Origin of the sequence: Sphingomonas sp. J344 (assembly GCF_024700005.1) — a bacterium.
Taxonomy (GTDB): domain Bacteria; phylum Pseudomonadota; class Alphaproteobacteria; order Sphingomonadales; family Sphingomonadaceae; genus Sphingomonas.
The window spans coordinates 3,068,145-3,086,660 of record NZ_JAJONB010000001.1 but is presented as its reverse complement, the minus strand read 5'-3'; the positions used below and the strand labels follow the sequence as shown (position 1 = coordinate 3,086,660).

Sequence of the window (18,516 nt, the reverse complement as noted above, 5' to 3'; positions counted from 1 at the left end):
AGCGCGTAGCGCTCTACGCGCCCTGTGGAGAGCCCGATCGTGCCATCGCCACGCTTGAGTTGCGAATAGGTGAGCAGCACCGCCTCCTTGCCTCCCGACAGAAATGTGAGAGTGCAGCGTTGTTCGCGACACTCCCAGCTTTCAGCAATCGCATTGCGCAATTCCGGCGGCAGGGGGCTCCCGCCGGCAGGATGCGAAGTGTCTTGTCGAGTGCCTCTTCGCGCGTTGCCTGCGTACCGTCCGGCGCATCCCAGCGATGCTTGGCCGTTGCCGCTTCGGCTGCTCCCTTCCGGATCACCGCGTTGCTCGATGTTCTGAACCGCTCCAGCGCTCGGCGCCCCGGCTCCCCGAAATCGAACGCCAGCGCCCGCCAGTCGAACTTCTCCGGCGAGACCTTGCCCGACTCCAGCCGCGCGACCTGATCGCGGGTCGAGATCGCGTTGAAACTGACCAGCGGGGTCGCCAGGAGCAGCGCGACGCCGCACACGATCATCGCCAGATACAGGTTCGCGGGCCGCACCCGCTCCGCCCACGCCCCTCGCCCTCGGATCACGCTGACGAGATAGGCGACCGCCACCACGCTCGCGATGATGACGAAGGTCAGGCCCCATAGCCGCTCCGGCGTGAAGCCATATTGTCCAATGCGCAGCGCGGTCGAGAACTGCGCGATCACCACCAGCGGCAGGATCGCCACCGCCAGCACCAGCGCCGCCCAGCGGAGCACGCGGTTGCGCGGGGCATCGTCGTCGCCATTGCCGATCACCGCATTGACCAGCAGCAGCGCCCCGACCGCGCAGGCGAGCAGGATCGGCGTGGTCGCCTTGGTCGCCTCCCACAAGGGCTGCAATCCGGTGAACGGAAGTGCCAGCAGGAACAGCCCCAGCCCGACCGCCAGCACCGGCGCGAGCACGCCCAGCACCAGCATCGCGACATTCTGAAGCAGCCCGACGATCCGCCGCTGTTCACGCAACAATGCCAGGCCAAGCCCGAATGCCAGCCCGACCAGCGGTCGCCAGAACCACTCCTTTCGCAACAGATCCGAGAGCAGGTCGATCCCGATCAGGTCGAACAGGGCAGCGAGCAGGAACGCCAGCAACAGCACGACACCTACGAACGCCCAGCTGAGGCACCACAGCACCGCATTGGTCCAGGCGTGATCGTGCGCCAAAGGATAGGACAGCGGCCGAAACCCACCCTCACGGCCCGCTTGAAACAGCGGCGCGGCGATGCCGATGGCGAGCGCGAGGCAGACCAGCCGCCACCCCTCGGTCGCGCTCCACCCCGATGTCGCGCCGTTGAAATAGAGGATCAGCGCCGCAACCGCGCCGCATCCGAGTGCGAAGATTGCCGAGCGGATCAGGTCGCTGCGGATCACCACGAACCCGAACAGGATCGCCGACACGCTGACGAAGCTGAGCAGCGCGAGTCGCACCGCGCTCACCTCTGCCTGATAGCCCGTGCCGATGATCCAATGCGCGATCAGCCCCGCCGCCAGCCCGAGCGCGGCCAGGATCGGCGGCAGCAGCGGCCAGCGTTCGTCCCGTGGTTCGATCGCTGCGTTCATCCCCTGCCCCCTCGATTGCATTCGCCAAGGTTGCATCCTTCGCAACCATCGCGCAACGGAAAGCGATTGCCCGGCAGCGCGTCATGCTGCATTGCACAATGGAGAGCCCGAAGTGGCGCGTAAGTTCCTCTATATCGTGGCGGTGTTGATCGTGCTCGCGCTTGCAGCGACCTTTGCGTACCGGATCTGGGGTGCCGAGCTGCTGCGGCAGGCAATGGTCCCGGGCGGCCGCTTCGAATCGCAGGCCGCGCTCCCCGCCGACAGCTATGCCCGCCCCGACATGTGGCTCGCCCGGCCCGACCGGCCCGGCAATCCCGCGCTGTGGACGCCGCAGGGGATCAAGCCGGCGGCCAAGCCCGAGGCGGCGGTCTTCTTCATCCACCCGACCTCCTACCTCAACCGTGCGAAGTGGAACGCGCCGCTGGACGACAAGGAGGCGAATGATCGCGCCAACCTGTTCCTGCGCGGACAAGCAAGCGCGTTCAACGGCGCAGGCGCGATCTGGGCGCCGCGTTACCGTCAGGCAACGTTCGGCGCGTTCGTGACCAGCAAGGCGGACGCTGCACAGGCGCTCGACCTCGCTTATCGCGATGTCACCGCCGCCTTCGACCAGTTCCTCAAGGAAGCGGGCGACCGCCCGATCATCCTTGCCGGACACAGCCAGGGCGCGCTCCACCTCACCCGGCTGCTCCGCGACCGCGTGGCGGGCAAGCCGCTCGCAAAGCGGATCGTTGCGGCATACGTCGTCGGCTGGCCGGTGTCGAAAACCGCCGATCTGCCCGCGCTGGGCCTGCCCGAATGCACCGCTGCCGACCAGAGCGGCTGTATCCTGTCGTGGCAGAGCTTTGCCGAGCCCGCCGATCCCTCGCTGATCCTCGACACCTTCGACGCCTCGAATGGCTTCACCGGCACCCCGCGCAAGGGGACCGAAATGGTCTGCACCAACCCGGTCACCGGGACCCCTGCGCCGACTGCGGCGACGGCGACGGAGATCGGCAATCTCGTCCCCGCCGCCGATTTCTCCAGCGCGACGCTGGCGAAGAGTGCGACGACGCTGCGCTGCGACGGGCGGGGGATCCTGTTGCTCGGGACGGTGCCGGAGGGCGTGGGCGGTCAATATGTCCTGCCCGGCAACAACTATCATGTGTTCGATTATGCGCTGTTCTGGGCCAATGTCCGCGCCGATGCGGAGCGGCGGCTGGCGGTGCACCGGGCGCGGCGCAGCGCATGGGTGGATGTCTTCGCGCGGCGAGCGGTGGGATGATCACCACCGACCCGGCCGCCTATCGCGCCGCCTTGCCCGATGGTGGGCGTCTGCTCGGCCTCGATGTCGGGACCAAGACTATCGGGACGGCGCTGTGCGACGCGGGCTGGTCCTTCGCCAGCCCCGCGCATCTGATCAAGCGCACCAAGTTCACCGCCGACAAGGCGGAACTGGTGGCGCTGATCGCGCAGCAGCAGGTCAGGGGCTGGTGATCGGCCTCCCCCTGAACCTCGACGGCAGCGATTCCCCGCGGACGCAATCGACCCGCGCCTTTGCCCGCAACATGGACGACCTCGGCCTCCCCATCTTCCTGTGGGACGAACGCTGGTCGACCGCCGCGGTCGAACGCCAGATGATCGCCGAAGACCTCTCCCGCGCCAAGCGCGCCGAACGGGTCGACAAGCTGGCGGCGAGCTACATCCTGCAAGGAGCGATCGACGCGCTGGCGACCGGGTAACCGGTTGCGAAGCCGCGCGCGAACGGGCAGCGTCGCGCCTCCGGATCTGGGGGATTATCATGCGCCAGTTGCTTCTCGCCGCCACCCTGCTCGCCGCGCCCGCGCTGGCGCAGGACAAGCCGTCTCTCAAGGCCGAGGCCGAAGCTGCGCAGGCCCGCGCGCTGGTCGAAGAACAGGCGTTCGTCAGCAAGGGCGCGGTCACCGTCAGCGGCCAGCGCATCCCCTACACCGCCACCGCCGGCACGCTCACCATCCGCGATGATGAGGGCAAGCCGAGCGCCAGCTATTTCTACACCGCCTACACCAAGGATGGTGGCGGGAACCGCCCGGTCACCTTCTTCTACAATGGCGGCCCCGGTTCGCCGACCATCTGGCTCCACATGGGCAGCTTCGCTCCGGTCCGCGTCACCACCGCCAACCCCGAATATATCCGCCCCGCCCCCTATGGCTTCGGCCCCAATCCCTATTCGCTGATCGACAAGAGCGACCTCGTCTTCATCGACATGATCGGCGCGGGCTGGTCGCGGCCGCTGGGCGAAAAGAGCGGCAGGGATTTCTGGGGCGTCGATCAGGATGCGGAGGGCTTCGCCCGCGCGATCACCCGCTACATCGTCAAGAACAACCGCTGGCAGAGCCCCAAGATCCTGTTCGGCGAAAGCTATGGGACGCTGCGCAACCCGGTGGTCGCGGCAAAGCTGGAGGAAGCGGGGGTCAGCATCAACGGCATGGTCCAGTTCTCGACGATCATGAACTATGGCGTGCGCCAGTCGGGCTATGACCAGAATTACCTGACCCTGTTCCCGACGATGGCGGCCACCGCCTGGTATCATAACCGGGTGCCCAACCGCCCGGCGAACCTCCGGGCGTTCCTCGACGAGGTGCGCGGCTTCACCACCGGCGCCTATGCCGCGGCTCTGGCCAAGGGGTCGAACATCACGGCAGCGGAGAAGCAGACGGTCGCGCGCCAGATGGCCGCCTATATCGGCCTCAGCGAAGCCTTCATCCTGCGCGCAGACCTGCGCATCGACCTCCAGCATTTCCAGACCGAGTTGCTGCGCGACCGCCGCCTCGCGGTGGGCCGGCTCGACTCGCGCTACACGCTCAACATGACCGATGCGAATGCTGACAGCCCGGGCGACGACCCGTCCTCGACCGCGATTTCGGGCGCGTTCGTCGCGACGTTTCAGGATTATGCGACCCGCGTGCTCGGCTACAAGACCGACCTCAACTACCGCATGACCGCGCGCGGCCCAGGCTTCGCCTGGGACTGGAGCCACCGCCCGCCGGGCAGCAGCAACGCGCAGACCACGCCCAATTCCGGCCTCGACCTCGCCTGGACGATGCGCACCAACCCCTATTTGAAGGTGATGTTCGTCAACGGCTATTACGACTTCGCCACCGCATTCTTCGGTGCGGAGTTCGACGCCTCGCACATGCTGCTGGATGAGACGCTCCAGCGGAATATCGCCTTCACTTATTACGAGGCGGGGCACATGGTCTATCTCAACCCCGACGAGCTGGCGAAGATGCACGGCGACCTCGCCCGCTGGTACGACACCGTGCTGGCCGCCCCGGGACAAGCCGCGCCGCGCCCGGCGATGCAACCCGGCCAGTGACCGGCGGGGCGACGGCGCTTGCCACCCCCGCCCCGCCCCGCTAACCGGCAGCTTTAATGCAACCGCCGATCGATCATCGCCCCGGCGCCCAGATTCAGGGGCGCGCCGTGTTTCCGCACGCGCACCTGACGGGCATTTCCGGGCTTCAGCCGCACGAAATCCTGTTCCTGCTCGACGAAGCGGAGCAGTGGATCGAGGCGAACCGCAACCGCGCGCCCAGCGACCATCGCCTCGACGGGCTGACCCAGATCAACGCCTTCTTCGAAAACTCGACCCGCACGCTGTTGAGCTTCGAGATTGCGGGCAAGCGGCTCGGTGCCGATGTCGTCAACATGCACGCGGCGCAATCGAGCGTGAAGAAGGGCGAAACTCTGATCGACACCGCGATGACGCTCAACGCCATGCGCGCCGACGTCATCGTGATCCGGCACATGTCGTCGGGCGCGGTCCAGCTGATCGCCGACAAGGTCGATTGCCCCGTTCTAAACGCCGGCGACGGCAGCCATGAGCATCCGACCCAGGCATTGCTCGACGCGCTCACCATCCGACGGCGCCGGGGCAGCGTCGCGCATCAGCGCGTGGTGATCTGTGGCGACATCCTGCACAGCCGCGTCGCGCGCTCGAACATCCTTGCGCTAACGGCATTGGCCGCCGAGGTGCGCGTCGTCGCCCCCCTCGACGCTGATGCCCGCCGCGATCGATAAGATGCACGTCACGCCCTTCACCGATTTCGATGCAGCGCTGGAGGGCGCGGATGTGGTGATGATGCTGCGGCTCCAGAATGAGCGCATGTCGGGGGCCTACATCCCCTCGACCCGCGAATATCACCTCAATTACGGGCTGACGCTCGAACGCCTGAAGCGCGCCAAGCCCGATGCGCTGATCATGCACCCTGGCCCGATGAACCGCGGGGTCGAGATCGACTCGGTCGTCGCCGATTTGCCCGGCCGCTCGGCGATCACCGAACAGGTTGAGATGGGCGTCGCGGTGCGCATGGCGTGCCTCGACGTGCTGACCCGCCGCGCGCGCGGCGTGGAGGGCTGGGCATGAACGTGAAGCGCATGTTCCGCAATGCTCGGCTGGTCTGTCCCGAGGGTGGCGAGCGAACCGGCGACCTGTTCGTCGCCGACGAGCGCATCGTCGACACCGCTCCCGAAGGGGCAGAGGTGATCGAGTGCGGCGGCAAGCTGCTCGCCCCCGCTCTCACCGATCTCGGCGTGTTCGCGATGGACAAGGCGGCGTGCCGAGCTGGCGGGATCGCACGCGTCGGCCTGATGCCCGATCAGTCGCCCGTGCTCGACGGCCCCGGCCTCGTCCAGCGCGCCGCCGACATGGGCAAGCCGGAATTGTGGGTCCACCCGATCGCCGCCGCCACGCGCGGGCTGGAGGGTGTGGACCTCGCCGAATATGCCACCAACGCCGATGCAGGCGCGCGCGCAGTCGGCACCGGGCGCGGCTGGGTCGCCGACAGCGGCGTGATGCGCCGCGTGCTGGCCTATGCCCGCGACTGCGGCCTCGTCGTGATTTCGCACCCCGAGGATGCCGGGCTGACCCGCAACGCGGTCGCGACCGAGGGTGAGACCGCCACCCGGCTCGGCCTCCCGGCCGCACCTGCCATTGCCGAGGCATTGGCGGTTCAGCGCGACCTCACGCTTGCCGAAGCGACCGGTGCGGCGATCCATTTCCGCCAGCTGACCACCGCCGCGTCGTTCGACCTGATCCGCGCGGCCAAGGCGCGCGGCGTGCGCGTTACCTGCGGCATCACGCCCGCGCACCTGCTGCTGTCCGACATCAACCTGTCCGATTTCCGCACCTTCGCGCGCCTTTCGCCACCACTGCGCGACGACAGCGACCGCCGTGCCGCGCTCGCCGCGCTCGCCGACGGGACGATCGATGTGCTCTGCTCGGGCCATGACCCGCGCGGGCCCGAAGAAAAGCGCCTGCCCTTCGCCGATGCGACGCCGGGCATGGCGGGCGCGGCGACACTGCTGACGCTTGGCCTAGGCCTTGTCCGGGACGGCCATCTCACCCTTGATCGCCTGTTCGCGCTGGTCGCGCGCAATCCCGCGCGGATCCTCGGCATCGAAACCGGCACGCTCGCGACGGGCATGCCCGCCGACCTGGTTCTAGTCGATCCCGATGCCCCCTGGCAGATTGTCGCCGACACGATGCCGGGCAAGGCGGGCAACACCCCGTTCGACGGTCTGCCCGTCCAGGGCAAGGCGTTGCGGCTGTTCAAGGGCGGTAGCGAAGTCCGGTGAATCGAAAAGGGCCGGGAATTTCCTCCCCCGGCCCCGTTTATAATCTTTCAAAAGCGATCAGCGCGAAGCGCTGCGCACCCAGCTCGCCGGCTTGTCCCCGGCTGCACTGCGCACGAAGCAGTTCCCGCCATCGCTGCGCACGTCACGGCACAGCGCATCGGCATCGGCGCGAGCGAGCCCGCCCACCGACAGACGCTGGAACGCACCCGCCCTGGTCGAAACGCTGGCGCTCGCGGGGGTCAGACCCTTGAGTTGCGGCGTGCGCTTGACCAGGCGGCCCCACGCATCCCGCGCCACGCCGACGCTGTCATAGGCACCGAGCTGGACATACCAGCTCCCCTTGGCGAAGCGCTGGACCGATGGCACGTCGGCCCGAACCGGCTTGATCGCGCCGACGCTGGCGACCGAGGTCTCGGCACGCACTGCGCGGGTCGGGATTGCCTGAACAATCTCCTGACGCGGGCCAAAGACGACCTGCTGGCCGCTCGGCGCGGTGATCGACGGGCCCTGAGCGACATCGGTTGCGGCCACGTCAACCGCGGTGGCAGCGACCGCGGCCACGGCCTCGACCGGCGCAGGGCCGGGCATATAGGTATCGACCGGATCGGCGACGCGCGCCGCCGCAACAGCGCTGGTCATCGACTGGGCGAGCGCCAGCCGCTCGGGCTGGCCATTATCGGCAATCGGGGTGACGCCAAGCAGCGCCGCCACCTGATCGTACGCATTCTGCGGACGCGCAAAGCTCGCCCATTGCATGATCCGCCCGTCGACCTGATCGGGCGACAGGTCGAGCGCCGCAATCGCGCGCGCCTGCTGCCACTGTCCCGCCAGCGCGAGGCTGAGCGCGAGATTCTGGCGCGTCTTGGCGTCGGCACCGGGCTGACGCGCGATTTCCATCAGCAGACCGACCGCACCCGCAGGATCGCCCGCCAGCGCCATCGCAAGTCCGCGATCGCTCGCCGGGATCGTCGCGCTGTGCATTGCCAGCGTCTGGCGCGCCACGTCCCACTCGCCCGTCGCAATCTGTGCCAGCGCAAGGTTGAGCGCGGTGCGGCCATTGGCCGGATCGAGCGACAGCGCCTCGTTCAGCGCCTGCGCCGCCGAGATGAAGCGGCCCGCGAACAAATAGGCTTCACCCAGCAGCTTGCGATACTCGCCGTTGCGCGGGTCGAGCGTGACTGCCGCTTCGGCATGCGTCACCGCCTTCTGTCCTTCGCCCTTTTTCAGAGCCTTGGTGGCGGCGGCGGCTTCCTTGGCGGCGCGGCGAAGGTCGGCGGTCTCGACCCCGCCGCTGGCGACGGCAAGCCCGCCGATCAGCGTCGGGCCACCGACGATCGGTGCGCCCAGCACCAATGCGGAGACCGATACGGTCAAAATGCGGCGAAGGTTCATGGCTCTGTGTCCCCCTGGATCAGCGCGCCTTGCCCGCAGGAAGCCGGTCAACCAGCGCCCCCAGTTCGGGCAAAGATTCAAGAAATGCGTCGAGTGCCTCGGTCACGATCAACTGGGCCGAACGGCCGGTGAGCGCCGAGGCGAGACGCAGCTTCAAATGACGTTCATGGTCGAGCCGCAGCGTGAAGGCGGCCTTGCCCTTGCGCGACGCAACCTCGCGCCCGATCCGCGCGGCGGTAGCGTTGGAAACCGGTCGCGCGGGCACATCCGACTCTACCTGGGTCGCGGGTTCCGGCTCGGGCACATGGGTGACCGGCTGGGGCGCGGCCACAGGCTCGGGCTGGGGCGCGAATTCTTCGACCAGAGTCTGGCGCTGGGCCAGCACCGGCGGCACCGGCTCGAACGCGGGCACGGGCACCTCGCCGCCCATGTCGTTCCACCCCAGATCGTCGAGCGACGTCCCCGGATCGAGGCCGACAAATCCCTGGGGGCGCATCGCGGGGCGTGCCTGTCCCTTGCGGGCGAGCAGGCCCGAGGACAGCGACGCGGCGGGCTTGGCGGAGCCGAACATCAGCTCACCACCCGGCGGCCAAAGCCACCCTGGGGACGCCCGGCAAAGGCAGCGTGCGGCGTCGCAGCGGCGGCGGGCGCGCTGAACACGGTGCGGCGGAAATTCTTCTCCAGGCGATCGCTGATATAGGCCCAGAGCGCGGTCACCTCACCGGCCGACTTGCCGTTGGGGTCCACTTCCATGACGGTGCGCCCGTCGATCATCGACGCGGCGAAATCGGTGCGGTGATGCAGCGTGACCGGGGCAACCGTCCCGTGCTGCGACAGCGCGACGGCGGCCTCGCTGGTGATCTTGGCCTTGGGCGTCGCTGCGTTGACCACGAAGATCAGCGGCTTGCCCGCGCGGTCGCACAGATCGACCGTTGCGCCCACTGCGCGCAGGTCATGCGGCGAGGGTCGGGTTGGGATGACGATCAGTTCGGCGACCTGGATCACACTCTGGATTGCCATCGTGATGGCAGGCGGCGTGTCGATCACGGCAAGGCGAAAGCCCTGCTGTCGCAACACCTCGAGATCGGCGGCGAGCCGGGCGACCGTGGTCTGGGCGAAGGCGGGGAAATCCGTCTCACGCTCGTTCCACCAGTCGGACAGCGACCCTTGCGGATCGATGTCGATCAGAACGACGGGGCCATGGCCGGCCCGCTGCGCCTGCACCGCCAGGTGCCCGCTCAGCGTGGTCTTGCCCGAACCACCCTTTTGTGATGCCATCGCGAGTACGCGCATCTACCCCTCGAAAATAACCCGATTACCCAACATTGGGGATGCCATCGGGAAGCTAAGAAGGCGTTAATGGCGCTGCGAAATCAGGTGCGGCACCGGGAGTTGTCCCATGCCGGGCTTAACCAAAGCGCAAGCATTGCTTGGCCATGCTATGGTTAACTGTCATTATCCATGCGTGGGCGGGATCGGGAACTGACCGAATGAGGCACTTCATCTGGACGGCGACGCTGGTCGGCGCGCTTCTGGCTGCTCCGGCGCTGGCGCTTGGTCAGGCCGATGTGAAAGCGGGGGTCGAGGCGTGGCAGCGCGGCGATTATCGCGCTGCGGTGGCGCAATGGCGCGGCCCAGCCGTCGCGGGCGACGCCGATGCGCAGTTCAACATGGGCCAGGCGTACAAGCTCGGCCGCGGCGTCCCCGCCGACCTCGCTCAGGCCGAGGAATGGTATCGCAAGGCAGCACTCCAGGGACATCCCCAGGCCGAGGAGAATTACGGCCTCGCGCTGTTCGAAAACGGCAAGCGGCTTCAGGCAGTCGAATGGCTCGAAAAGGCGTCGGCGCGCGGTGAACCGCGCGCGCAATATGTATTGGGGACGATGTTCTTCAACGGCGACGCCGTGACCAAGGACTGGGTGCGCGCCTACGCCCTCACCGTCCGGGCGGCCGCACAGGGTCTGCCTCAGGCATCTGCGGCTCAGGCACAGATGGACGGCTATATCTCGCTGCAGGACCGGCAAAAGGGGCTGGAACTCGCGCGCGCCTATGAGCGCGACGCTGGACGTCCCAGCGTCGCCGTGATCCAGCCGCCGCGCGGCAACCAGCCGCCCGCAACCGTCGGCCGCACCCAGTTGCCGCCCTCGGCGGCCTATCAGCCGCGTGAGGCGATCCCGGCACCGACCCCGACGCAGAGCACAGAGACACGCCCTGCACCACCGATCGTCCGGCCCGCCCCAAAGCCGACGCCGAAGCCGACACCACCCGCCCCTGTCGCCACCGCGGCGATCCGCGATGGCGGCTGGAAACTCCAACTCGGTGCGTTTGGCGAGCCGGGGAATGCCCAGAAGCTGTGGTCGCAGGTCGGCGGCCGCTTCCCGGGCCGCAAGGTTTCCTACGTGAAGTCGGGCCGCCTGACCAAGGTGCTGGTCGGCCCCTTCGCCTCCAGTGCCGAAGCCAGCGCGGCGTGTCGCGGACTAAGCCCCTGCGTGCCGGTGCGGGAGTAGGTTGAAGCGATAAACTAACCGTCACCCCGGGCTTGACCCGGGCCCCGCTTCTTCGACCGGCCAAGGCAGCTGGCCCCGGGTCAAGCCCAGGGTGACGAAAAGCTCAGCCCTCGACCCACTCGCTCCGCGCAATACCCTGCGCGTACAGCAACGCCGTCAAATCCCCATGGTCGATCCGCGCGCCCGCAGCCGCGGCAACGACCGGCTTGGCATGATAGGCGACCCCCAGCCCCGCCTGACGGATCATCGCAAGGTCATTCGCGCCATCTCCGACCGCCATCGTCGCGGAAGCGTCCAGCCCCAGCTCCGCCATCGCGCCCAGCAGCGTCACTTCCTTGGTCGATGAATCGACAATCGGCTTGGTCACCGCGCCGGTCAGCGCGTCGTCTTCAATCAGCAATTCATTGGCGATCACGCGATCGAACCCGATCTGCGCTCCCACCGGCTGCGCAAAGCGCGTAAAGCCACCCGACACCAGGATCGCGGTCGCCCCGCGAGCCCTCATCGTCTGCACCAGAGTCCGCGCGCCGGGCATCAACCGCACCCGCTCCGCCAGACAGCGGTCGATCGCGTCGGCGCCCAGCCCCTTGAGCAGCGCCACCCGCGCATCCAGCGCCTCGGCAAAGTCCAGCTCGCCGCGCATCGCCGCCTCCGTGACCTCGGCGATCTGCGCCTTGATCCCGGCATAATCGGCCAGCTCGTCGATGCATTCGACGGTGATCATCGTCGAATCCATATCGGCGACGATCAGCCTTTTCTCGCGCGTAGAATTGGGCTGAACAATGACATCGAGAGACAGGTCGCAGCCAAAGCCGGATTTCGCGATTGATCCCGCCATCTCGCGAATGCTGTCGGCAAGGAGAGCGCAATCCGAGATACTGAAATCGGAGGATGGTTGAAAAACCAAATCGGCGGCACGGCCGGGGTCCGTCAAATCGGCGCTCAGGACTTTGCCGGCAACACAGTCCATGTCGAACTGATGCGCCATGTCCGCTAGAAGCGCGTCATCCAGCCCACCATCAGCAATCAAAGTGGCGACGAACATGAACCCTCCCGACCGGCCGAAGGTCGCGCTCATTGCAGGACCGACCGCCAGCGGCAAGTCCGCTTTGGCGATCGCACTCGCCCAGGCGACCGGCGGCACCGTGATCAACGCGGATCTGGCTCAGGTTTATGCCGAATTGCGCGTGCTGAGCGCCCGGCCCTCGCCCGAAGAAGAGGCACAGGCCCCGCATCGCCTGTTCGGCCATGTCACAGGCACCGACGATTATTCCGCCGCGCGCTGGGCGGCTGAGGCCAAGGCGGAGATCGCGGCGGCGCAGGAACGCGGCAGCCTCCCCATTCTCGTCGGCGGGACCGGCATGTATCTCCGCACCCTGCTCGACGGCATCGCCCCGGTGCCCGGCATCGACCCGGCGATCCGCGCCGAGGTCCGCGCTTTGCCCGTCGCGCAGGCTCACGCCCTGCTGACCGAACGCGACCCCGAAGCTGCCGCGCGCCTCGCCGCCGCCGACACCACCCGCGTCGCCCGCGCGCTGGAGGTGGTCACCGCCACTGGCCGCACGCTGGCCGACTGGCAGCGCGCGAAAGTGGGTGGGATCGCTGACCAGATCGACCTCGCCCCGCTGATCCTTCTTCCCGACCGCGCATGGCTGACCGAGCGCTGCGACCTCCGCCTCGCCGCGATGTTCGACGAGGGCGCGATCGACGAGGTCGCCGCGCTGCTCGCTCGTGACGACATTCCGCCCGAGGCTCCGGTGCGAAAGGCAATCGGCGTGCCGGAGATCGCCGCGATGCTCGCCGGGGAAATCGGGCGCGCAGAGGCACTTGAGCGTGCGCAGGCGGCAACGCGGCAATATGCCAAGCGGCAATATACCTGGTTGCGGCACCAGCCGCCGGTCGCCTGGCCGCGCATTCACGCGACAGATATTATCAATCGAATGGCTAATTTCGCACGAATCGTATAAACACAATGCTTGACACGCATCTTTCATACGCATAGCAGCGCGCTTCCCCCAACGCATTGCACTGCGGCATCCAAGGAGACTTATCGTGGCCGAGAAAAGCGGAGCAGACATTCTGATCGAGGCGCTGGTCGACCTCGGTGTGGAGGTCGTGTTCGGCTATCCCGGCGGCGCGGTGCTCCCGATCTATGACGCGATCTTCAAGCAGAAGAAGATCCGCCACATCCTCGTCCGCCACGAACAGGCGGCGACCCATGCGGCGGAGGGCTATGCCCGATCGACCGGCAAGCCCGGCGTTGTCCTCGTCACCTCCGGCCCCGGCGCGACCAATGCGGTCACCGGCATCACCGACGCGTTGATGGATTCGATCCCGATGGTCGTCATCACCGGCCAGGTCCCGACGCACCTGATCGGCAGCGACGCTTTTCAGGAGGCGGACACGGTCGGCATCACTCGCCACTGTACCAAGCATAATTATCTGGTGAAGGACCCCGCGCATCTTGGCGCGGTCGTCCATGAGGCATTCCATATCGCGACCTCGGGCCGCCCCGGTCCGGTCGTTATCGACATCCCCAAGGACGTCCAGATCGCGACCGCGCGCTACAGCAAGCCCGGCCCGATCCAGCACAAGACCTATCGTCCGCAGGTCAAGGCCGACAAGGCGCTGATCGACGCGGCGGTCGAGATGCTGGCGGCGGCGGAGCGGCCGATCTTCTACACCGGCGGCGGCGTCATCAACTCGGGTCCCGGCGCGTCGCAGCTGCTGCGCGAACTGGCGAAGATCACCGGTGCGCCGGTCACCTCGACGCTGATGGGCCTGGGTGCCTTTCCCGCCTCGTCCGACCAGTGGCTCGGCATGCTCGGCATGCACGGCACCTATGAAGCCAATTACGCGATGAATCAGGCCGACCTGATCGTCGCGGTCGGCGCGCGGTTCGACGATCGCGTCACCGGGCGGCTTGACGCCTTCGCGCCGCACGCGAAGAAGATCCATATCGATATCGACCGCTCGTCGATGAACAAGACCGTCCGGGTCGACCTGCCGATCGTCGCCGATGTCGGCCACGCGCTCGAGGACATGCTGCGCATCTGGAAGGCGCGCCAGCATCCCAAGCCCGATTTGTCCGAATGGTGGCGGCGGATCGAGGGGTGGCGCGCGGTCAAGTGCCTCGACTTCCCCGAGGAAGGTCCGGGCATCGATGCGAACACGATCATGCCGCAACGCGCGATCCGCGCGCTGTGGGAGGCGACGCGCGATCAGGCCCCGATCATCACGACCGAGGTCGGCCAGCACCAGATGTGGGCGGCGCAGCACTTCCATTTCGAAGCGCCCAATAAGTGGCTGACCAGCGGCGGCCTCGGCACGATGGGCTATGGCCTGCCCGCCGCAATCGGCGCGCAATTGGGCAACCCCAACGCGCTGGTGATCGACATCGCCGGCGAGGCGTCGATCCAGATGAACATCCAGGAGCTGGCGACGGCGACCCAGTATCGCCTGCCGGTCAAGATCTTCATCCTCAACAACGAATATATGGGAATGGTCCGCCAGTGGCAGGAACTGACCTATTCCAGCCGCTATTCGGAAAGCTACAGCGACTCGCTGCCCGATTTCGTGAAGCTCGCCGTAGCCTATGGCTGGAAGGGCATTCTGATCGAGCACCGCAGCGATCTGGAAAGCGGTATTCAGGACATGCTGGCGTATGACGGGCCGGTGATCGTCGACTGCCGCGTGGCCAAGCTCGCCAACTGCTTCCCGATGATCCCGTCGGGCGCCGCCCATACCGACATGCTCCTCCAGGCCGCCGAAGTCTCCGGTGAAATGGACGACGAAGCCAAGGCGCTGGTCTAAGCTTATGCACATCAAGGAAGAAAAGGCCGAGCGGCACACGCTCGCCATCATCGTCGACAACGAACCGGGCATCCTCGCCCGGATCGCCGGCCTGTTCACCGCGCGCGGCTATAATATCGAAAGCCTGACGGTGAGCGAGATCACCGACGACAAGTCGGTCAGCCGGATCACCATCGTCACCAGCGCCAGCCCGCACGTGCTGGAGCAGATCGTGGCGCAGCTGGATCGCCTCGTGCCGGTCCACAAGGTCCACGACCTCACCGCCGAGGGCGACCATGTCGAGCGCGAGCTGGCACTGGTCAAGGTCGCGGGCACCGGCGACCACCGGATCGAGGCGCTGCGCTTGTCCGAAGTCTATCGCGCCCGCGTGGTAGATGCGACCATCTCGAGCTTCGTGTTCGAAGTCACCGGGACCACCGAAAAGATCGACAAGTTCATCGAACTGATGAGCGAAGTCGGCCTGATCGAGGTCGCTCGCACCGGCATTGTCGCCATCTCGCGTGGGCGTGAGGCGGCCTGAAATTTCCCTCTCCCAGCGGGAGAGGGAGGGAGCGCCGAAGGCGCGGAAGGGTGAGGGCGAGAGGCCAGTCACCCTCACCAACTCCGACTAGCCAGCAAGCTGGCAAGTCTTCGTATCCTCTCCCATAGGGAGAGGAGGAAAAGGGAAACTGAGAAATGCGTGTCTATTACGATCGTGACGCCGACCTGAACCTGATCACCGGCAAGAAGATCGCCATCGTCGGCTATGGCAGCCAGGGCCATGCCCATGCGCAGAATCTGCGCGACAGCGGCGTCAAGGAAGTCGCCGTCGCACTCCGCGCCGGCTCGGCGACCGCGAAGAAGGCCGAAGGCGCAGGCTTCAAGGTCATGTCGACCAAGGAAGCTGCCGGCTGGGCCGACATCCTGATGATCCTCGCCCCCGACGAGCATCAGGCCGCGATCTGGGCCGATGACATCGCCGGCAACATGAAGCCGGGCGCCGCGCTCGCCTTCGCGCATGGCCTCAACGTCCATTTCGGGCTGATCGAGCCGCCGGCGGACATCGACGTCATCATGATCGCGCCCAAGGGCCCCGGCCACACCGTGCGCAGCGAATATGTCCGCGGCGGCGGCGTCCCCTGCTTGATCGCGATCCATCAGGACGCGACCGGCAACGCGCATGACGTCGCGCTTGCCTATGCCAGCGGCGTCGGCGGTGGTCGTTCGGGCATCATCGAGACCAATTTCAAGGAAGAGTGCGAGACCGACCTGTTCGGCGAGCAGGCGGTGCTGTGCGGCGGCATCACCCACCTGATTCAGGCCGGGTTCGAAACGCTGGTCGAGGCCGGCTACGCCCCCGAAATGGCCTATTTCGAATGCCTGCACGAGACCAAGCTGATCGTCGACCTGCTCTATGAGGGCGGCATCGCCAATATGCGCTATTCGATCTCGAACACCGCCGAATATGGTGACATCAAGACCGGGCCGCGCATTATCACCGACGAGACCAAGGCCGAGATGAAGCGTGTGCTCGCCGACATCCAGTCGGGCCGCTTCGTCAAGGATTTCGTGCTCGACAACCGCGCTGGCCAGCCCGAGCTGAAGGCGAGCCGCAAGGCCGCCGCCGCACATCCGATCGAGCAGGTCGGCAGCGAATTGCGCGCGATGATGCCGTGGATCGGCGCGAACAAGCTGGTCGACAAGGAAAAGAACTGACCCAACCATCGGGGCGGGGTTGGATTCCCCGCCCCGCCTCCATAAAGCTGGAGCCATGCGCTCCCCCGCCCTGCCCTTCGCCGTTGCGCTCGCGCTGATCGCAGGCGGCTGCGAGCGCCGACCCGACGATGTCGCCGTGGTGGTCAGCACGATCGGCGGCGCGGCGGAACTGTCGGACCCTGCAAAGGGCGAACTCGATTTCTCTCAGCGCGTCGTGCTGAGCGCGACCGCACAGGGGCTGGTGCGCTTCGACGCCAATGGCGGGATCGAGCCGGGCATCGCCGAACGCTGGATCGTCACCGATGGCGGGCGCAGCTACATCTTTCGCCTGCGCGACGCCGAATGGGATGACGGAGAACCGATCACTGCGGCCGATGTCGTCGCCAGTATGCGCGCCACGATCGGCCCCCCGCGCGCGCTCCTCGATCGCCCCTTTTGTCGCCGTGATCGACGAGGTGGTCGAGATGACACCGCAGGTGGTAGAGGTCCGGCTGAAAAGCGCCCGCACCGACCTGCTCAAGCTGTTCGCCCAGCCTGAATTCGCGATCCTGCGTCGCCCGCGCCTTGCCGGAACGGGACCGTTTCACATCGCCGAGAGCGGTGACACTTCCCTTTTGCTGCGTCCCAATCGCGGCCCCAGCCTCGATCCCGAGGCTGGGGAGGATGAGCCAGATCCCGCCGACAATGTCCGGCTGCGCGGCGAGCGTGCCGCACTCGCGCTTATCCGCTTCGCGCGGCGCGAATCCGACCTGATTCTCGGTGGCAGCTTCCGCGACTGGCCATTGCTCTCCCATGCCGATATTGCCCCGGCGAACTTGCGGGTCGACCCTGCGGTCGGGCTGTTCGGCATCGCGATCGTGTCAGACAAGGGCTTTACCGCCGATGCGATAAATCGCGAGGCGCTGGCGATGGCGATCGACCGTGTCGCGCTGACCGCCGTGTTTCGACCCGAATGGCAGCCGGTGGAGACGGTGCTTCCCGCCCAGTTCGACTCCGCCGCCCCTCCAGCGGCACCGGCCTGGGTGAACCAGCCACTGGAAGAACGGGTGAACGCTGCCCGCAACCGCGTTGCAGCGTGGCGTTCAGCTAATCCGGACGCGCCCCTGACGATCCGCATTGCAATGACCCGGAGTCCTGGCACCAAATTGCTGTGGAACCGCGTCGCCCGCGATCTACGCACAATCGGGCTAACGCCCGCATGGGTGAACGAACGCGAGGACGCCGACCTGCGCGTTATCGACAGCGTTGCCCCCTATGACAGCGGGCGCTGGTATCTGGTCACCGCCTGCCGAAACTGCCCCGACGATCTGGCTTCCGTGATCGAAGCAGCACGCGACGCTCCGACGCTTGGGGAGCGCGCCCGCCGCATCGCGGAGGCCGACCTCGCGCTCACCGCCGCGCATCGCTATATCCCGATCGCACAACCGCTGCGCTGGTCGGTTGCGGCGCTCAGGCTCAGCGCGTTCCAGACGAACCCGCGCGCCTGGCATCCGCTGACCCATCTGCGCGAGCCCTAGGAGGACTGACGTGGCCAAGGCGACCCGCATGCAACGCACCCCCGACGCCTTCCCGATCGGCCGAGATCCCCATTCGGTGCGCCAGCGGGTCACCGCGATGGAGAAACTGCTCGAACGCAGCTTCACCATCCCCGGGACGCGCCAGACCGTCGGCCTCGACGCTCTGATCGGCCTGATTCCGGTCGGCGGAGACGTGATCGCGGCCGCGATGGGCCTCTACATGATGTGGGAAGCGCGCAATATCGGCATGTCGCGCGGCGCGATGCTGCGGATGGCCGGCAATGTCGGGTTCGACTGGCTGATCGGCCTGATCCCCGGGGTAGGCGACGTCGCCGACTTTTTCTACCGCTCCAACTCGCGCAATCTGCGGATCATCCGGCGGCACCTGGACAAGCATCACCCGGCGACCGCGACGATCGACCGATAGGCC

16 protein-coding genes and 2 pseudogenes are annotated in these 18,516 nt (G+C 66.9%); 13 read left to right on the top strand and 5 right to left on the bottom strand.

What is annotated here, in order from left to right:
* Window positions 1-13: 13 nt before the first annotated feature.
* Window positions 14-1,564 carry a DUF4153 domain-containing protein gene (locus tag LRS12_RS15805; protein WP_257845359.1) on the bottom strand — a complete coding sequence of 517 codons (1,551 nt, stop codon included), beginning with the start codon at window positions 1,562-1,564 and terminating at the stop codon, window positions 14-16.
* A gap of 112 nt (window positions 1,565-1,676) precedes the next feature.
* Here LRS12_RS15805 and LRS12_RS15800 point away from each other — a divergent pair, with 112 nt between their 5' ends.
* From LRS12_RS15800 to LRS12_RS15780, 5 genes and pseudogenes are all read left to right on the top strand, one after another.
* Complete coding sequence (locus tag LRS12_RS15800) at window positions 1,677-2,828, top strand: DUF3089 domain-containing protein (protein ID WP_257845358.1); 1,152 nt, start codon at window positions 1,677-1,679, stop codon at window positions 2,826-2,828.
* Window positions 2,825-3,285 (top strand): annotated as a pseudogene (gene ruvX / locus LRS12_RS15795) (Holliday junction resolvase RuvX). The gene LRS12_RS15800 and the pseudogene ruvX overlap by 4 nt, the downstream one beginning before the upstream one ends.
* A 59-nt stretch (window positions 3,286-3,344) precedes the next feature.
* On the top strand, window positions 3,345-4,901 hold the full coding sequence (locus LRS12_RS15790; protein ID WP_257845357.1) for a S10 family peptidase: 1,557 nt from the start codon (window positions 3,345-3,347) through the stop codon (window positions 4,899-4,901).
* A gap of 56 nt (window positions 4,902-4,957) precedes the next feature.
* A pseudogene (locus LRS12_RS15785) lies at window positions 4,958-5,951 on the top strand (aspartate carbamoyltransferase catalytic subunit).
* Complete coding sequence (locus LRS12_RS15780) at window positions 5,948-7,162, top strand: dihydroorotase family protein (protein WP_257845356.1); 1,215 nt, start codon at window positions 5,948-5,950, stop codon at window positions 7,160-7,162. Before LRS12_RS15785 ends, LRS12_RS15780 begins: the two are co-directional and overlap by 4 nt.
* A 57-nt stretch (window positions 7,163-7,219) precedes the next feature.
* On the opposite strand, the gene LRS12_RS15775 is transcribed toward LRS12_RS15780, so the two are convergent.
* The 3 genes from LRS12_RS15775 to LRS12_RS15765 are packed head-to-tail and all read right to left on the bottom strand — an operon-like array spanning window position 7,220 to window position 9,847.
* Complete coding sequence (locus LRS12_RS15775) at window positions 7,220-8,554, bottom strand: SPOR domain-containing protein (RefSeq protein ID WP_257845355.1); 1,335 nt, start codon at window positions 8,552-8,554, stop codon at window positions 7,220-7,222.
* A 19-nt stretch (window positions 8,555-8,573) separates the two neighbouring features.
* Entirely contained in the window at window positions 8,574-9,125 is a 552-nt protein-coding gene (locus LRS12_RS15770) for a hypothetical protein (RefSeq protein ID WP_257845354.1), read from the bottom strand.
* Entirely contained in the window at window positions 9,125-9,847 is a 723-nt protein-coding gene (locus LRS12_RS15765; RefSeq protein ID WP_257845353.1) for a ParA family protein, read from the bottom strand. The genes LRS12_RS15770 and LRS12_RS15765 overlap by 1 nt, the downstream gene beginning before the upstream one ends.
* A gap of 197 nt (window positions 9,848-10,044) precedes the next feature.
* Between LRS12_RS15765 and LRS12_RS15760 the strand changes: the two genes are divergently transcribed.
* Entirely contained in the window at window positions 10,045-11,061 is a 1,017-nt protein-coding gene (locus LRS12_RS15760) for an SPOR domain-containing protein (protein ID WP_257845352.1), read from the top strand.
* A 103-nt stretch (window positions 11,062-11,164) separates the two neighbouring features.
* On the opposite strand, the gene serB is transcribed toward LRS12_RS15760, so the two are convergent.
* Window positions 11,165-12,106, bottom strand: a complete 942-nt coding sequence (gene serB, locus LRS12_RS15755) for a phosphoserine phosphatase SerB (RefSeq protein WP_257845351.1) — start codon at window positions 12,104-12,106, stop codon at window positions 11,165-11,167.
* Between serB and miaA the strand changes: the two genes are divergently transcribed.
* The 7 genes from miaA to LRS12_RS15720 all read left to right on the top strand — a co-directional run bounded on the left by miaA (window position 12,105) and on the right by LRS12_RS15720 (window position 18,513).
* Window positions 12,105-13,028 (top strand): tRNA (adenosine(37)-N6)-dimethylallyltransferase MiaA, encoded by a 924-nt coding sequence (miaA, locus tag LRS12_RS15750; protein ID WP_257845350.1) that lies wholly within the window; start codon window positions 12,105-12,107, stop codon window positions 13,026-13,028. The genes serB and miaA overlap by 2 nt on opposite strands.
* Before the next feature lie 85 nt (window positions 13,029-13,113).
* On the top strand, window positions 13,114-14,874 hold the full coding sequence (locus tag LRS12_RS15745) for an acetolactate synthase 3 large subunit (RefSeq protein ID WP_257845349.1): 1,761 nt from the start codon (window positions 13,114-13,116) through the stop codon (window positions 14,872-14,874).
* 4 nt (window positions 14,875-14,878) lie between these two features.
* Complete coding sequence (gene ilvN / locus LRS12_RS15740) at window positions 14,879-15,394, top strand: acetolactate synthase small subunit (RefSeq protein ID WP_257845348.1); 516 nt, start codon at window positions 14,879-14,881, stop codon at window positions 15,392-15,394.
* A 155-nt stretch (window positions 15,395-15,549) separates the two neighbouring features.
* Complete coding sequence (gene ilvC / locus LRS12_RS15735; RefSeq protein ID WP_257845347.1) at window positions 15,550-16,569, top strand: ketol-acid reductoisomerase; 1,020 nt, start codon at window positions 15,550-15,552, stop codon at window positions 16,567-16,569.
* A 55-nt stretch (window positions 16,570-16,624) separates the two neighbouring features.
* Complete coding sequence (locus LRS12_RS15730; protein WP_257845346.1) at window positions 16,625-17,107, top strand: ABC transporter substrate-binding protein; 483 nt, start codon at window positions 16,625-16,627, stop codon at window positions 17,105-17,107.
* Window positions 17,013-18,086 (top strand): ABC transporter substrate-binding protein, encoded by a 1,074-nt coding sequence (locus tag LRS12_RS15725; protein ID WP_257845345.1) that lies wholly within the window; start codon window positions 17,013-17,015, stop codon window positions 18,084-18,086. The genes LRS12_RS15730 and LRS12_RS15725 overlap by 95 nt, the downstream gene beginning before the upstream one ends.
* 28 nt (window positions 18,087-18,114) lie before the next feature.
* Window positions 18,115-18,513: a DUF4112 domain-containing protein gene (locus tag LRS12_RS15720; protein WP_257845534.1), complete on the top strand. Its 399-nt coding sequence runs from the start codon at window positions 18,115-18,117 to the stop codon at window positions 18,511-18,513.
* The last annotated feature ends 3 nt before the right edge of the window (window positions 18,514-18,516 follow it).

Bases quoted from the DNA above. Each gene is read 5' to 3' on its own strand.
- LRS12_RS15780 (WP_257845356.1), top strand. From the start codon at position 5,948: ATGAACGTGAAGCGCATGTTCCGCAATGCTCGGCTGGTCTGTCCCGAG.
- LRS12_RS15805 (WP_257845359.1), bottom strand. From the start codon at position 1,564: ATGAACGCAGCGATCGAACCACGGGACGAACGCTGGCCGCTGCTGCCG.
- LRS12_RS15775 (WP_257845355.1), bottom strand. From the start codon at position 8,554: ATGAACCTTCGCCGCATTTTGACCGTATCGGTCTCCGCATTGGTGCTG.
- LRS12_RS15760 (WP_257845352.1), top strand. From the start codon at position 10,045: ATGAGGCACTTCATCTGGACGGCGACGCTGGTCGGCGCGCTTCTGGCT.
- LRS12_RS15770 (WP_257845354.1), bottom strand. From the start codon at position 9,125: ATGTTCGGCTCCGCCAAGCCCGCCGCGTCGCTGTCCTCGGGCCTGCTC.
- serB (WP_257845351.1), bottom strand. From the start codon at position 12,106: ATGTTCGTCGCCACTTTGATTGCTGATGGTGGGCTGGATGACGCGCTT.
- ilvN (WP_257845348.1), top strand. From the start codon at position 14,879: ATGCACATCAAGGAAGAAAAGGCCGAGCGGCACACGCTCGCCATCATC.
- LRS12_RS15790 (WP_257845357.1), top strand. From the start codon at position 3,345: ATGCGCCAGTTGCTTCTCGCCGCCACCCTGCTCGCCGCGCCCGCGCTG.
- LRS12_RS15730 (WP_257845346.1), top strand. From the start codon at position 16,625: ATGCGCTCCCCCGCCCTGCCCTTCGCCGTTGCGCTCGCGCTGATCGCA.
- LRS12_RS15765 (WP_257845353.1), bottom strand. From the start codon at position 9,847: ATGCGCGTACTCGCGATGGCATCACAAAAGGGTGGTTCGGGCAAGACC.
- miaA (WP_257845350.1), top strand. From the start codon at position 12,105: ATGAACCCTCCCGACCGGCCGAAGGTCGCGCTCATTGCAGGACCGACC.
- ilvC (WP_257845347.1), top strand. From the start codon at position 15,550: ATGCGTGTCTATTACGATCGTGACGCCGACCTGAACCTGATCACCGGC.
- LRS12_RS15720 (WP_257845534.1), top strand. From the start codon at position 18,115: ATGCAACGCACCCCCGACGCCTTCCCGATCGGCCGAGATCCCCATTCG.